This window comes from Arthrobacter arabinosi (assembly GCF_054511115.1).
Genome location: NZ_JBTNDF010000010.1, coordinates 16,072 through 30,458, shown reverse-complemented (window position 1 = coordinate 30,458; position 14,387 = coordinate 16,072). Strand labels below are relative to the sequence as shown.

Here is a 14,387-nt window from a genome sequence, read left to right as displayed (position 1 = left end):
GAACCCCAAAGACAGCCTTCCCAGTCCGACCGATACGGGCTTGTGAAATGCCGCCTAACAACGAATTAGGAGCGCCGTAGAGGTTTATGGACGGCCACGTCGCGTGAGCGATTGATGGTGTGGAGCGGGGACGCATAATCCGTAGGAGTCTCAATGATGTTGTCAACGTCCGCGCCGTGCTCCAAGGCACTTCTTGAAGAGACATGGCGAGAGGGATCGGCACTCAGATGGGGCGCTCATTAGCCCCACGCACTGAGGTAAGTGACCTGACTCAGGGGTCGACCGCGGGTCACTCCATACTTCGCACTGCGCTAAAAAGGTTTCACCCGTCGTGCCTGGCGAATGACGGTGACTAGGGTGCGGGTGGTGTGTCGATCGCTTTCAAGTGCCTGTTCGCGGCGTAAGCGGCGAACGTGACTAGCAAAGGGAAAGCGATGAGGACGATGGGCCTGGGATCGTTAAGCGCGACATACGCCACGCCCACCCATGCAAGTGTCGCCCCGTAGTAGACAGGAACCATCAGGTTCGCACTCAGCGTCGACGTGGTTCTATGTGGGAGCAAACCACCCACGCGTGCTCCAGTCGCAACCTTGATGGTTGCCCTACCCTGCCGCTGTGTCGGCATGCTCGTCCTGGATGTGCGGCTCGCCCAGATAGCCGCAGCTGCGACGACTAACGGCACCCCCAGCAGCACGAAAACAAGCCCGTTCGGGCTCACGACTAACATCGCCAGGACTCCGATCCACGTGACGACGGCTAGGAACCTCGTGACCACGGCGAGTTGATGGGCGACCTGTACTCGGTCTGGCAGGGCGATGGCGAGTTCATCGGTGTCTGGCATGACGGCTCCTAGCCCTGCGAGTAGCGACGGAGGTACTGCTGGTGGGGATATCAGAGCACGTATTTCCTTATTTCGCCACGGATTCTCCCCTCAGCGCTCCTTTCACCTGAGGGAAACGATCAAGTTCCATACGCGATCGTCCTCAGAGTGCCGACGACAGTCTTGGGTGCAGCTCGTGCTGAGCTTCGTATTGCACGTTGTCGCGGAGCATGGCCCAGAGGACGTTGAGGCGGCGGCGTGCGAGGCAGATGAGGGCCTGGGTATGGTGGGATTTTCCTTCGGCGCGTTTGCGGTCGTAGTACGTCCTGGAGGGTGGATTGCTTTTCAGGCTGGACATGGCCGAGAGGTAGAAGACACGCATGAGCCGGCGATCGTAGCGTCGGGGACGGTGATTGTTGCCGGAGATCCGTCCGGAGTCTCTGGGTACCGGGGCGAGGCCCGCGACGCCGGCGAGGCGATCCGCGCCGTCAAACGCTGCCATGTCCCCGCCGGTCGCCCCGAGGAACTCGGCGCTCAGGACGGGCCCAAAACCCGGCATGCTCAGCAGGATGCTGGTGTGCCGGTGATCGAGGACCCGGGCGCTGATCAGCGCATCAAGATCCGCGAGCTCGCGTTCCAAGTCAAGGACATCCTGGGCCAAGGCCGCGACCATCATTTCCCCCACCCTCTGGGCCGGGACGACTGTGTACTGGGACTTCGCTGCGGTCAGGGCCTTCTCCGCCACTAGGGCGCTGCTACGGGCACCGTGCTTCTTCAACCAGGCGTGTACCCGAGCCTCACCGGCTCGGCGCAGGGCCTCGGGTGTCCGGTACCGGGTCAGAAGCATCAGGGCGGCTTTGGACCGGCTGTAGTCAAAGGCCTGCTCGAGAGCGGGAAAGTACTCCAGCAGCAGGGCGCGCAGCCGGTTGATGGCCCGCACACGATCGATTGCCTTATCGGCTCGGCGGGAGGTCAGGATCCGCAAATCGACGATCACCTCATCCCCCACCCGCAGGGGCTGCAGATCCCTGCGCATCCGCGCCTGATCAGCGATCACCAGTGCGTCCTTCGCGTCGGTCTTCCCATCACCGCGGTACGTCTTGGACGCGTGATGAACCGTGCGACCCGGGATGTAGAGCAGCCGCTGGTCATGAGCAGCCAGCAGGGCGATCAGCAGTGCCGCTCCCCCATGGTTCAAGTCCGTCGCCCACACCACTTCACCCCCACCAGGATTGCTGCTGAGGCCGGCGACGTCGGCGATCAGGTTCAGCAGGGCACTCTCGTCATTGGTGACCCGCTGCGAATACAGGCGGGTCCCGTCCGTGTCGATCACCACGCAGTGGTGATGGGTCTTACCTGCATCAACACCAGCCCACAGCTGCACCATCGCAGCCTCCAATCATCTCGGCATCCAGTAACGCCCAGCAGATAACCGCGCCGTCGTGTCCTTATCCAGCGAGCTTCAGTCGCGTCTCTCAATCAGCGGTCGGGCCATCACGGGAACGGCAGGCGGCCAATCCTACGAAGCCGTCACGACAAGCGCCCGGCACAGCAGACAAAGCCATACCCGCCACCCCTGGGTAGCCGAAACACTACAACTGCCCCGGAACCACCCGCTCAACAACATAAGGACAGCAGCAAAAAACACCCGGACAGGATGCGACGAAGGAGCAGCCTGGCCCAAACAGGCCACAGCGAAGCGCAGGACCGCTCAGAGATTGAAAACGCTCAGTACGCTCATTCCATGAATGAAGAGCGCCGCAGTGGCGGATTCAAAGTAACCAACCGGGTCGTATACACGCATCGTGATCCCAAACGCCGGGACCGTGTTCTGGGCACGATAGTCGACCAGAAATGGGGCAGAGACAGTAGACATCTGCCCATATGGCACTTCCTTGTTGTTGCTGACGGTGAAACGGACAGGTGGGTGGCTGATCCGGAATACCTTCAGCTCGCCACGCCAGAACTGATCGCAGAAATCGCACAAGCACCTGCGCCGCAGCCCTCGAAAGAAGAAGCTGCTCCTAAGACAGACACACCCTCCGATCCGGATGCTTTCGACGAAGACCCTCCTGAAGACACCGGACCTGGATATGCAGCTGAGATGAACGCTTACCGAAAGAGAAAAAAACGCCACGACGAGGAGGTGAAAAAGCGCGCTGCGCAGGAATGACTCGCCATTCTCGCTACAGCTTTAGGCGGCGAACCCGTCGAGCGCCGGTCCGAGCTTCCGAGAGTCGGCCGCGTCCCGCCCGCTAGAGTTCAGGCGCGGTGAACATCTTGCGGGCAGTAGTAGCGGCCAGCGTCGGGTGAACAGCCCATCGAGTCAGTCCCAAATGTTGGTCCGCCTATTTTCGGTCGGCGACACAGACGCCTTGCGCGATAGAGTCAATGGTTGGGGTTCATTTATTCGTATCGAACATTTTGGGAGTAGAAATTGGCGCAGCGTGTACAAGTTGAATTGGTGGACGACCTCAACGGCGAAGTAGCGCAGGAGACCGTGCGCTTCGGTGTTGACGGGACCGAGTACGAGATTGACCTGACGACGGAAAACGCCGACAGGCTGCGCTCGACCCTGTCCGAGTACGTGGAGAAGGCACGCAAAGCACGCACCGGCCGACGGAACCAGGGCGGCCAGCAGTCGACCCCGACCAGCCGGAACAAGCGTGAGAACACCCAGCAGATCCGCCAGTGGGCGCAGGACAACGGGTACAACCCCAGCTCCAGGGGTCGTATCAACCAGTCGATCGTGGATGCCTACAACGAGGCCAATAAGTAGCTCTTCCCTGCCAGGAAGAACATAGCCGGCCAAAAGTAGAGCGCTCGACACTGTTTCGCGGATCTGCCGTCGCGGCTCAGTGTCGAGCGACTCACTGGAGCTCTGGGCTGTCTGACACGACGGTGACTTACCGGTGGCTACGTGAAGGAAAGGATGCCGGCTATCAGCTCGGCGGCACGTGGGCGGTCTTCCGCAATGACATCACGGAGCATCTCGAAATGAGTTACAACAGGCCCGGATTTGTCGGCCCCCCTCCCCCAACTGCGCACGGGGGACACATTTCCCCGTAGGCGTGAGGCACTCCGGCGCATCCGCAAGTGGGTGAACGCCAACGGCCATGAACTCAGGTCTCGCGGTCAGATCCCAGGTGATCGTGGACGCTTAGAACCAGGCACAAAGGTAGGGAACAGACACGGTTGTGATCACTGCCGGCTGGCCGTCAGTCTTTGTCCAATCCTTCTGATGTATTCCGGAGAGATTGGACTCCGACGCTGACGAGAAGGAAGGACATGACTATCAGCAGGACGAGAAGAGCAACGGTCCCCCCCCTGACCAGTCGGACTGAATGAGCGCTCTCATCAATGCTGCGGAGCCCAAGACTGACAACAGACTACCCATGCCAACACAGGCCCATAAAAGGTAGCCAGGTGAGCGGTAATCCTCTTCCTCGTCCCACATCGTCTAGCTCCCGGTTGTAAGTCGTGCCACGCGCTCATAAATCATTTTCGAGGACCCCCGCGACATCACGCATGCTGTACACAGCTGGAGCGCAGCCACTTGACGACTACGCGGTTTGCCACGGCGGTCTCACGTTTGAGCTGCTCAACCTTGTGCGCTGCTCGCGGCCTCGCGCTTACCATCGCCAACAGGTGTTGCTAAATAAGGCTTGTATTACAAGCCTTATTTAGCAACACCTGCACTGCCACCGCGTCAGATCGCGTTTGACTTCCCAAATAATCGAACCTGTGTTCTATTTTAACCCAGCACGAGGGACGGCAGGGGATCCGGATGGGACGGACGATGACAGCACAACCAGTCGATACACCACGCTCTACAGAGGACTCTGCCTTACCGGCCTGGCACGTGCTGGACGAGACCGCGGACGGGCGGTTCCTGCCCTCTGGGCTGCCGCTGGCACTGCGCTGGCGTGGTTGCCTGTGGCAGGTCATCGGGGAGCCGGTGTCGTGGTCCAGCTCGAACAGCTGGTGGGAATCGGCCACCACTCCCCCGGGCGGTCCTGATGGGCAGGGTCGGATGCTGACGACGAGGTTCTGGCGGTTCCAGGCACAGACCGGGCCGGCGTCCCCGGTACTCGAATTCGACATGAGCGCGGATCCGCAGTGGCATGACTGGCGGCTGCGCCGCGTCGCCGGCGTCGACGGGTTCTAGGCCTGCGGTAGGTAGGACGTGACCGGCTCATGGGTGGGTCGTGCCAGCTCGCGCCCTTGTTGCGCGCGAGCCGGACGGCGGCCGACAGCTTCAGGTCGGTTCGCTGCGCTTGCTCTTGGCGACCTTCCAGCAAGGCTTCCCAGTCCTCGATGAGCCGCCCACGGCCGGTCAGGTCGTCGCTGGCTTGCTCGAAGCAATCGCCGAGCAGGCGGTATCAAGTTAAAGCTCGCACTGCTTCGTCGGGCGTGAGGTTGTTGGACTAGCTGGTGTCGTTCAGGCCGACGTAGGGTGGCTTCCTCATCGCGGCGTCTCCTCGAGGAATCTGATCGTTTAGGAAGCCGTCAGCCGCGTACAACTAGGGCGAGGTCCCGGAGGGCTACCTGTTTCCCCCATCCAGGTAGCCCTCCGGAATCTTCTTTGTACCTAACGGTCGATACTCCTGCACGGCACAGGCTCCCCGGCTCCGCTGCTTGTCCCGCACACATCCGGACAGCAGGAACCACCGAGACGTGCACACACACCCATGGCGTCACTGACAGGTCTGGCTCGCCTCGAACGAGCCGTGGTCGTGCACAGTCCCCCAAAGAGATGAATGGGTTTTCAACTAAACATACAAAGCTTGTATTACAAGCATTACAAAACAAGCCTCGTGTTGATCACTCAGGAGAAGGGGCGGCCGCGCCGGAACTCGCCTTGGTGGGACTCATAGGGCTGACCGTCATTGAACTCCTCGGCAAGGCGCTGCACTTCCCTCTCGACAGCGGCCTGAACGAGGCCGGCAAAACTGCGGTGGCCACCCGGCTTGCCGCTGGTGTGCAGGACAGCTGACTTTGCCTGGCCAATGACACTGTCGAGCAGTTTCACCGTGACAGCAGACTTCGAAGCGTCAGGTACCCGCGCCGGGGGCTCCGCCGGTGCGAGCGGCTGGGGGGACGGAGTCGGAGCCGCGGCGGCCTGTGCGCCGGTGTTGATGGGCTCGATCTGTGGCTTGAGCGGGCTACGGCCCGCGGGTCGGCTGCGTTCGGGCGTTGGGCTCATCGTGCGGCTTCCTTTGCAAGGTTCTGAATGGTGGTGGTCAGCTGGTCGTAGACCTCCGTCATGGCGCGCCCTGCGGGCGTGCGGTAGTCGGTTATCGACGCTGCGGCGCCGGAGGCATCCTTGTAGACCGATCGCTCGGGGATTATCGGCTGGAGGACCTTGCCCGGTGCGATGTCCTCCAGGCCGTCGATTTGGAACTTGTGCTCCCCAATTTGGGACCTGAGTCGCGACACAATAATGCCGGCCAGGTACAGCGATGGATTGGCGAGGTCGACCGCATGGGCTTCGATAAAGTCGCGCACGCGCACGGCTCCCTCAATCGAATCAAACTCTGGTTCGGTCACGATAAGTACACCGTCCGCGGCCGCAAGGCCGAGCTGGGTTAAATGACCGAGCGAAGGCGGTGTGTCGATGAGAATGAAGTCATACCGACCGTCGGCCCATCCGGTCAACGCGCGAACCAGACGGCGCTGAGCCCCTACAGCTCCAGCTTCGCTGATTCTGTTCTCTAGATCGGGCCGGGACGGCAATAGGTCGATGGACAAGGGAGAGCCGTCCATATGGGTTCCTGCGCAGGTAACCACGGCATCTTCTCCAACACCGTTCTCATTGGCTTTGATCGCCTCAGAGATGGTGGGAACAGGGTTCGCGTGGTCGAAGTTCCAACCGAGCCGGCGTGAGGCATTGGCCTGAGGGTCCAAATCGACGACGAGGACGCTCCGCCCGGCGCGCGCCAAACCAAAGGCTAGCTGCGTCACCACGGCAGTCTTGCCGACTCCACCCTTGTTGTTGCTCACTACGTAGCTGGTAGTCATCGTCTCCCTCTGCCTCACGGTAAACAAGCCTTACTTAACAAGCTTTTCAAACAAGTATTGCTAAACAAGGCTTCAAATACAAGTATTACTAAACAAGCCTTGTCCGAAACCACCACCAGACTGCCGGATGGCCGTTGCGGAGCCGTTCGAATCTATGAGCTGAACTAAGAGTGGACCAAGGTCAATACCTACAAAGAGGTGGAAGCTCTGATGCTCTGCCGAGCACCAGATAGCCAACGATTGATCGCGATCCACACTGGAAACTCGTCGGACGCCGCATCACGAGGGCAGAGATCATCTCCCTCTGCCCTCATACTAAACAAGCCTTGTTTAGCCACGTCGTGAACAAGTATTGCTTAAAAATGATTTGAATACAAGTATTTCTAAACAAGCCTTGTCCGGGGCCACTACCAGGTTGGCCGGATGGCTGTTCCTCTGCCGAGCACCGGGTGGCCAACGATAGATCGCGATCCACTGGGGGCTCGTCGGACGCCGCATCACGACGGCGGAATCATCTTCCTCTGCCTCACGGTAAACAAGCCTTACTTAACAAGCTTTTCAAACAAGTATTGCTAAACAAGGCTTGAAATACAAGTATTACTAAACAAGCCTTGTCCGGAACCACCACCAGGCTGCCGGATGGCCGTTGCGGAGCCGTTCGAATCTATGAGCTGAACTAAGAGTGGACCAAGGTCACTACCTACAAAGAGGTGGAAGCTCTGATGCTCTGCCGAGCACCAGATAGCCAACGATTGATCGCGATCCACACTGGAAACTCGTCGGACGCCGCATCACGAGGGCAGAGATCATCTCCCTCTGCCCTCGTACTAAACAAGCCTTGTTTAGCCACGTCGTGAACAAGTATTGCTCAACAAGGCTTTTTATACGGAAAGCTGCAGGCTCGGGAGGCGTGGGTGCGTCCGGAGCAGTGCCGGCGGCGTGAGATCCCGGTGAAAAATCGTTTCGATACCTGAGCTTCAGGAGGCTGTGCATGGGCACCGCTTGCTCGAGGTGAGCTTTCTCCGTGTCGGTGTGGTGGTGGCTGTGCGCAGGCGGGGGAGTGGTTCCTGCTGTCCATCCTGGGTGCGGGACAAGCAGCGGAGCGTGGGGGAGCTTGTGCCGTGCCCCTGTGGGCAGGAGGCCCGGCAAGGAACAACAACAGATCAGTGGCTTTTGATCTTGTTCTCCTGACGGGCCTTGGTACAAGGCCCAGGATCACCCCGGCGCACAGAGCGAGCGTGATCCCCACAACCATTGCGATCTTCACGGCCAAACCCGCACCTCGATGACGGCACTGCGATGACGACGCTGCGCCGGCCCGTGAGGAGGCATGCCGTACGGGTCGGCGCAGCGGACCCTAAGTTCACCACACCACCACACCTGTGGCGAGGGTCAAGATCCCCGCGGCCGTTCACGCGGCGGTCCAGAGGATGCGTTGATGCTCGTATTCATCCCCGATCGGTGGCTGCCAGTACTCGTCCGCCTCCGCGTCCCCCAGCTCGTGCTCTTCGAGCTGGGGGACCAGATGCCGGTCAAGCCATGCGTGCCAGGCGGCGCGTTCCTTGCGGTAGCGGGTGAGCTGGGCTTCGCGGTCCTCGGTTGCTCCGAGGCGGTCCGCGAGCTGGGAGAGGCTGGTGGTGGCCACGAGTTCCCAGCGGCCGTGGTGCCGGCGGATCATCTGCAGGGACTCCATGTGAGCGAGATGGTCGGTGAGAGCCCGGCGTGAGATGCCGGTGGTGCGGGTGAGGTCCGCGGTGGTGGGGGAGTGGCGGCCGCGTTCGATGGCTTCGTAAGCGAGGGCTGAAACGTCTCCGAGGACCCGGAAAACGGGCCGGATGGCGTGGATCTTGCCTTTGCGCCAGGTGAGACCCCGGGCGAGCTGCTCGAAGTGCTGGGGGAGTTGTACGGCGTAGGTGTCGGCGTTGCGGCCCCGTCCACGGTCGATGCGGGTGAGGATGCCTGCTGATGCGTGCTCCAGGACAGGGAGGAGGCGTGCGATGGTGTCGTGGTTCTTGCCGAGGGCAAGGGCGAAGGTGCGGCATCCGACGTCGAGAATGTTCGTTTCCATGGTCCGCATGTACGCGAGGACGGCACGGATGAGGAATCGGAGACTGATGCCTTCCCTGCCTCGTTCCATGAACCGGTAGTCCAACGTCGCGTAGAGGACGTTCTCGAGGTCGTTCACGAGTTGATGGATCGAGAGCTGGCTGAGCGGGGGCCGCTGGTGCGTGGTGGGTTTGGGGCTGCCCCCCGTGAGGTAAGTAGGGCTTGTGTCGTATTTGTGCGCAGTCTTTCTCCCTGTGCGCTGGGAGGGGTCTTTCGCGGGTGCTGTGGTGGCGGTGAAGGTTTGGGCTTTGGCCCATTCGACGGGCAGGAGCCGGTCGGTCTTGGTGCCGTAGAGAGCGGCGAGGCCGGTGAACTGGTCGGCCATGCCGGCGCGTACCTGGTCGAGGGTCCAGTGGCAGGCGGCGAAGTGGTTCAGGACCGCCATGCGGGCCTCTGAGTCGCTGGCGTAGCGGCTGGTGTCGTAGAGCCCTGTGCGGGCCACGACGCGCAGCGGGCGCTCACTCCCGGCCGCAGGTGCTGCGCCACGGTTGGCGACGGCTTGCACAGCTGCAGTCGCGGTCGCTGCGCGTATGTCTGCTCGGCGCTTTTGCTCGAGGCGGTACAGCTCCGGTGCCAAGGCCTCACGCAGCGCGGCTACCGCGCTGGCGGGGTTGCGGCGGGTGAGGATGCCGTAGGCCTCCGTCAGCGGCGTAACCAAGCGTTGATGACCACCCGACTTATGCGCAGATCCAGGGACACGGATGCAACCGTGGACGACGTTCTGGTGGGGGCTTGGGTCAAGGCTCGCTGCGTGGCGCCCGAGGGCCTCCACGAGCTGCCGTGCCTCGGCCGCGGTGAGGGGTTCCTGCAGCGGCACGTACAGGTGGCGGCCGCCGCTAGGGGAGGTGTCCTCGACATAGGCGAGGCCGGCGGCGTGCAGGAGGGCCCCGAGGCGTTGCGCGTCGTCGTCGACGACGGCTTTGCGGGCCTTGGACGTATCCAGGTCAAGGCACAGTGTGCGGACAGTGCCGTCGACGTCATGCAGCATCACGGCCGCCGGCTTCGCAGGCAGCCTTCCGGTGATCGGCAGAGGAGTAGTGGGCTGCGGGTACTGGAACCGGCCGCCCTTCCACCGCCCGAGGCGGTAGGAGGGCTGTCCCGCTATCAACGGGGCAAGGACCCACGCGGCATGGGAAGAGTCGGCGCGGCGCGTCGATTCTTCTACCACTAGACCTGACGTCATGTGTAAACTGGGCACAACAAACGAACCCTCCAAGGGTGTGTTTGATTGAGCGCTTCACCCGGAGCTTGGCGGCAGGTGGGTGGAACGCTTAGAGAATTGAATATGACGAGGGTCCGCTTAGGCGGGCCCTCTTTTTTTAACTGGCCCGAGCGATAGGCAAAGCCTCCTGGTTTGTGATGCCGTCAAGATCGACGTTGCATAGGTGGGCTCGCACAAGATCAGCAACGTAGTCGCTAACGGTTACTCCTCGAGCGGCTGCAACAGCGTGCAGCTTGTCGACATCCGAGATAGGCATCCTGGAGCCGACCAGGCGGCGATCACCCTTGCTGGGTCGGCCTCCGATGCCACGCCTTGAACTCGTCATGAGTGTCATCACACCAGTAACGGTTACTGATTGTTGGGACATTTGCAGCGTGTCGCAATCCGCCTTTGGCGTCTTCACACCCCCATGTCCTGGTACTGGTGGCCTACGACGTCCCATTGGCCGTCGTGCTTCTCGAGGTAGATCGTGACGATCTGCCGTCCGGTGGTGGTGAGCTCGGTTCCGTCGCGGCTGATCCATCGCCAAGTGACGTCGTAGGCGCGGATGGCTTTGTCGTCGGCGACGTCCTGGGAGACGTCGCCGGGGGCTGGGACGATCGAGGGTGCACTGTAGGCCTGGTGTTCGGCTGGCCCGAGCCATTCGCCCTGTGCGCCGTTGCGTTCGGGCTCGACCTGGTTGGTGGCCCATTCGTTGCTCATCAGCGGTATCGCCCGGATTGCCGCTGCTGTCTGTGTTGTGTCGGTCGTGGTGTCCCATGAGTGCAGCATCAGGGCAGCGACCTCGGCGGTGGAGTCGACATTGGCACGGTCGGCGTCTTCGGGCTGAGTGAACGTGCCGTCACCAGCGAGCTCGGCGGCCGCCGCGGGTGCGTCAGAGCCTTCGTCCACCGTCGTTGACGTCGTGTTGGGTGTCAACCCGGCTTGGCCCTCGTTGTTGCTGCAGGCGGCTGTTGAGAGCGTCAGGGGCAGTGCCAGGCACAGCGCAGCCGCAATCCTGCGAGGTTGGTGCCTGTACCGGTGTGTGGGTCGGTGGTGCGTGGGGGTCGGGGTCATGATGATGGCCACGCGCCTTTCTCTTTGAGGATCGGTTCGGGGTCGATGTTGTAACCCTCGTAGGGGTAGGTGACGTCGGGTGCTTCGGGTGTGTAGATCTCAAAATGGAGATGCGTCGGGACGCTGCCGAGGTCTGCCTTGTTGCCTTCGGTGCCGATGATGTCGCCGCGCTTGAGCTTGTCGCCTTTTTCCACCGAGTAGGTGTTCAGGTGGCAGAACGCGAACCCGAAGTCGGGGTCGTCTCCGTCCTCCTTGGCGATCACGCACCCGTCTTTGTCGTTGAACCCGGTGACGCGCAAGTCTGTGGGCGCGACGACGGGCCCGCCGTTGCCGTAGCCGGCGCCGGGGCTCGAGAGGTCCACGCCGACGTGGTTCTGCGCCCAGGCGGGCAGCCCGGGGACGTTGCGCTTCCCATACCCCGACGTGAAAACACCGCCGGGTAGGGGAGTGGTCCACTCACCGTCTCCGAGGTCCCCGTCCCACGGCTTGCCGCCGGTGGGTGCCTTGCAGTCCATGGAGAACCCGCTCTGGGCGGAGTCGAGGATGGCGCTGACGTACTTCTGCGTCTCCTGATACGGCGGAATCCCCTTGTACTGCTGCACGGCCCCAGGTCCGGCGTTGTACGCGGCGAGAGTGAGTTGCACCAGCAGGTTCGCGTCATCTCCTGCGATCGACTGCACTTCCTGCTTCAGGACGGCCATGTACCGGCCGTAGGCGGGTATGGCGTCCTTCGCGGAAAACGGGTCACCACCGTTGCCGTAGGCCGCCCACGTCGCGGGCATGAACTGGGCGACGCCCTGGGCGCCGACGGGGCTGGTGGCGTTCTCGTTCCACCCTGATTCCTGGTTCAACTGCGCGGCAACGACACTGGCCGGCAGGCCCGCTTCTTTCGCCGCCGCCTCGACCAGGGGCCCCCACCCATTGGGGACGGCCTGCAGGGCACCGGGCGTCGCACCCGCATCCTCGGACACGCCCTCGGAGACGACACAGGACGCGCGTTGAAGCTGGTTAGCTTCCTCGTCCTCGGCGATGCCGGCGACGAGCATCGTCATGGCCACGACCGCACCGACGGGCACGACGGTGAGGGCGGCGATGCCGCACCCGATAGCTTTCCCCCCTGCCATGCCTTCCTAACCCCTGCGCTGGAACCGAACGTGAGACCGAATGTGAAACCGGACCTAAGGCCGGACGTGAGAGTGCACGTGAGACCGGATATGGGACTCAATGACCGCGCGTTAGAGCTGGTCGGTAAGGGCTGCTGTGGCTTCCTCGTAGGCCTGCCGCGTGGCGGGGTTCAGGGCTTCGTAGTCGAAGTCCTGGCCTTCCTGCAGGGACCGGTCGAACGGTACGACGACAACGGCCGCGAGACCGATGCTCTCCCCGTACTCCTTCAGCTGGGCGAGGCGCTCCGCGTTCGGCTGCGCGGTGTTGGTGATGACCAGGATGGAGCGGTCGAACTTCGCGGCGTGGCCCTGAGCTTTGACGCCCTCAATGGTCGCCTCAAGGAGCCGGAAGTCGTCCGCCTTGTTCTGGGCGACGAACACGAGCGAGTCCGCGACGTCCACTGCGGCCCGCCAGGTTGACGCCTGGGCGGAGTTGCCGGTGTCGAGCAGGATCAGGTTGTAGAGCGAGAGCAGCACGTCGTGCGCGGCCTTCACGGAGGTCCCGTCGACGCGGCGCCGGTCAGCGCCTTCGGGCGGGGACGCGAGGACGTGGATCCTGTCATCGCCCTGCGGCCGGATGTAGCGCACGAGGTCACTGGTGCGCCGCGTAACGGCGCCGAGGTTCCGGATCAGGTCCAGGGTGGTGCGGTCGTGGGAGCCTGCCAGGGCCCGCTCACCGAGGGTGCCCTGGTTCTCGTTGAACTCACCGGCGAGGATGTTCCCGCCGCGGATCCGCCCGTAGGTCGCGGCCAGGTGGTACGCGACGGTGGTCTTCGTCGCCCCGCCCTTGAGCTGGACGACGGCCATGGTGCAGTGGCTTTCCAGCGGCCGCTGGATACGCGCCCGACGCTCACGGGCTGCCTGCTCTGCAGGGGACGCGGCGAGCTTGGCTTTGAACGTGGCGTTCAGCCAACCCCGGAAGCCCTCACGTGCCGGTGCTGCCGCCTTCTCGGCCTTCACCTCGGGGCGCAGCTTGATCCGCCCATCCCCTGGCTCCACCTGAACAGTGGTGGGCGCGGCCTGTGATGCCGCTGATGCCGCTGACACCGGTGATCCGTGTGACACCGGGGCCGGTTTAGGGGAAGCCGTTGGGGGAACGTCAGGGATCTGCTCGACCGCCGGCTGGGCTGCCTGGCGTGATGCCTGCGGTTCCGCTGCTTCGGGCTGAGCATCTTCGACCAAAGGAGTGGTGGCTGCGGGAGTGGGGTCCATGTCTGCTGTGACAGGACGTTCGGTTGGGCGTTCGGGCTGGCTTGCAGGTGTTGCCTGGGTTGGGCGGGGAGTGGTTCGGCGTGGCGGGCGCTTCTTCACGGGCGCGCTGGCGTCTGCTTCGACAGAACCGTCCTCGTTGACGATGAGGTGGGTCTGCGGCTGCGTTGTCGATGACGGATCGTAGGCGGTGACCTTCACGGGGCGGCCGAGGTCGCCTGCCGTGCTGGCGAGGAAGCCGATCGCTTCCGGCATGGACCCGAAGGTCTGGTCCACGCCATCGATGGTGACACTCACGGTGTCGTCGTCCCCGATGGTCGCCGTGCATACCGGCCTGGTCAGTGCTTCCGCCGTCATCATGTCCCCTCAGTCTTCTGGTGGATCGTTCTCCGCTGCTGCCTTGAAACCGGGGCGCGTGTTGTAGCTCGCCTCGAGGTGCTCCCGGACGTCATCCCGAAAGATGATCCAGGTGCCGCCCAGCCTGATCGCCGGCACCCGACCTTCGCGCAGCCAGCGATACGTCACCGACTTGTCGGAGAGACCCAGAATGTCGGTGAGCTGATCGACACTGAGGCGCGAGGGCAGATCAGCGAAGAGACGATCAAGAGCTTTAGACACTTTGACCGCCCCAGTTCCTATGGTGGGAACAATACATGAAAGCCCTACTTTCACCACATTTAAGCATGTCAATCCTCATCTTGGTTTTTTGTTCCTCTAAGTTGCCTTACCATGATCAGTAGTTGAGTCTATGGGAAGTCAGTTGGGGGAAGCGCGCAGTGGACAACCGTTG

At 62.4% G+C, this 14,387-nt stretch carries 12 protein-coding genes; 3 read left to right on the top strand and 9 right to left on the bottom strand.

Going from position 1 to position 14,387, the window contains the following annotated elements; all coding sequences use genetic code 11:
* Positions 1-352: 352 nt before the first annotated feature.
* Positions 353-841 carry a hypothetical protein gene (locus tag ACX80P_RS16010; protein WP_459279103.1) on the bottom strand — a complete coding sequence of 163 codons (489 nt, stop codon included), beginning with the start codon at positions 839-841 and terminating at the stop codon, positions 353-355.
* A 142-nt stretch (positions 842-983) separates the two neighbouring features.
* Positions 984-2,207, bottom strand: coding sequence for an IS110 family RNA-guided transposase (locus tag ACX80P_RS16005; protein ID WP_459279102.1), 1,224 nt, complete (start codon positions 2,205-2,207; stop codon positions 984-986).
* 357 nt (positions 2,208-2,564) lie between these two features.
* On the opposite strand from ACX80P_RS16005, the gene ACX80P_RS16000 reads away from it, so the two are divergent.
* From ACX80P_RS16000 to ACX80P_RS15990, 3 genes are all read left to right on the top strand, one after another.
* Positions 2,565-2,993, top strand: coding sequence for a hypothetical protein (locus ACX80P_RS16000; RefSeq protein WP_459279101.1), 429 nt, complete (start codon positions 2,565-2,567; stop codon positions 2,991-2,993).
* 264 nt (positions 2,994-3,257) lie between these two features.
* On the top strand, positions 3,258-3,599 hold the full coding sequence (locus ACX80P_RS15995; protein ID WP_459279100.1) for a histone-like nucleoid-structuring protein Lsr2: 342 nt from the start codon (positions 3,258-3,260) through the stop codon (positions 3,597-3,599).
* Between the two features lie 1,083 nt (positions 3,600-4,682).
* A complete protein-coding gene (locus ACX80P_RS15990) occupies positions 4,683-4,988 on the top strand; it encodes a hypothetical protein (RefSeq protein ID WP_459279099.1) in 306 nt (101 codons plus the stop codon).
* A gap of 660 nt (positions 4,989-5,648) precedes the next feature.
* Here the strand turns inward: ACX80P_RS15990 and ACX80P_RS15985 are convergent.
* The 7 genes from ACX80P_RS15985 to ACX80P_RS15955 all read right to left on the bottom strand — a co-directional run bounded on the left by ACX80P_RS15985 (position 5,649) and on the right by ACX80P_RS15955 (position 14,215).
* Positions 5,649-5,852, bottom strand: a complete 204-nt coding sequence (locus tag ACX80P_RS15985; protein ID WP_459279098.1) for a ParB family protein — start codon at positions 5,850-5,852, stop codon at positions 5,649-5,651.
* Between the two features lie 170 nt (positions 5,853-6,022).
* The gene (locus ACX80P_RS15980) at positions 6,023-6,841 is read right to left on the bottom strand and encodes a ParA family protein (RefSeq protein WP_459279097.1); all 819 of its coding nucleotides are present in this window, start codon (positions 6,839-6,841) and stop codon (positions 6,023-6,025) included.
* 1,411 nt (positions 6,842-8,252) lie between these two features.
* Positions 8,253-9,935 carry a bifunctional DNA primase/polymerase gene (locus tag ACX80P_RS15975; RefSeq protein WP_459279104.1) on the bottom strand — a complete coding sequence of 561 codons (1,683 nt, stop codon included), beginning with the start codon at positions 9,933-9,935 and terminating at the stop codon, positions 8,253-8,255.
* 633 nt (positions 9,936-10,568) lie between these two features.
* Positions 10,569-11,060, bottom strand: a complete 492-nt coding sequence (locus tag ACX80P_RS15970; RefSeq protein ID WP_459279096.1) for a hypothetical protein — start codon at positions 11,058-11,060, stop codon at positions 10,569-10,571.
* A gap of 161 nt (positions 11,061-11,221) precedes the next feature.
* Positions 11,222-12,349 carry a transglycosylase SLT domain-containing protein gene (locus ACX80P_RS15965; RefSeq protein WP_459279095.1) on the bottom strand — a complete coding sequence of 376 codons (1,128 nt, stop codon included), beginning with the start codon at positions 12,347-12,349 and terminating at the stop codon, positions 11,222-11,224.
* A 111-nt stretch (positions 12,350-12,460) separates the two neighbouring features.
* The gene (locus tag ACX80P_RS15960) at positions 12,461-13,957 is read right to left on the bottom strand and encodes a MinD/ParA family ATP-binding protein (protein WP_459279094.1); all 1,497 of its coding nucleotides are present in this window, start codon (positions 13,955-13,957) and stop codon (positions 12,461-12,463) included.
* Positions 13,958-13,963: 6 nt separating this feature from the next.
* Positions 13,964-14,215 (bottom strand): helix-turn-helix domain-containing protein, encoded by a 252-nt coding sequence (locus tag ACX80P_RS15955; protein WP_459279093.1) that lies wholly within the window; start codon positions 14,213-14,215, stop codon positions 13,964-13,966.
* Positions 14,216-14,387 lie beyond the last annotated feature (172 nt).

Coding starts and splice junctions, on each gene's coding strand:
- ACX80P_RS16000 (WP_459279101.1), top strand. CDS start 2,565: ATGAATGAAGAGCGCCGCAGTGGCGGATTCAAAGTAACCAACCGGGTC.
- ACX80P_RS15960 (WP_459279094.1), bottom strand. CDS start 13,957: ATGATGACGGCGGAAGCACTGACCAGGCCGGTATGCACGGCGACCATC.
- ACX80P_RS15965 (WP_459279095.1), bottom strand. CDS start 12,349: ATGGCAGGGGGGAAAGCTATCGGGTGCGGCATCGCCGCCCTCACCGTC.
- ACX80P_RS15980 (WP_459279097.1), bottom strand. CDS start 6,841: ATGACTACCAGCTACGTAGTGAGCAACAACAAGGGTGGAGTCGGCAAG.
- ACX80P_RS16010 (WP_459279103.1), bottom strand. CDS start 841: ATGCCAGACACCGATGAACTCGCCATCGCCCTGCCAGACCGAGTACAG.
- ACX80P_RS16005 (WP_459279102.1), bottom strand. CDS start 2,207: ATGGTGCAGCTGTGGGCTGGTGTTGATGCAGGTAAGACCCATCACCAC.
- ACX80P_RS15975 (WP_459279104.1), bottom strand. CDS start 9,935: ATGCTGCATGACGTCGACGGCACTGTCCGCACACTGTGCCTTGACCTG.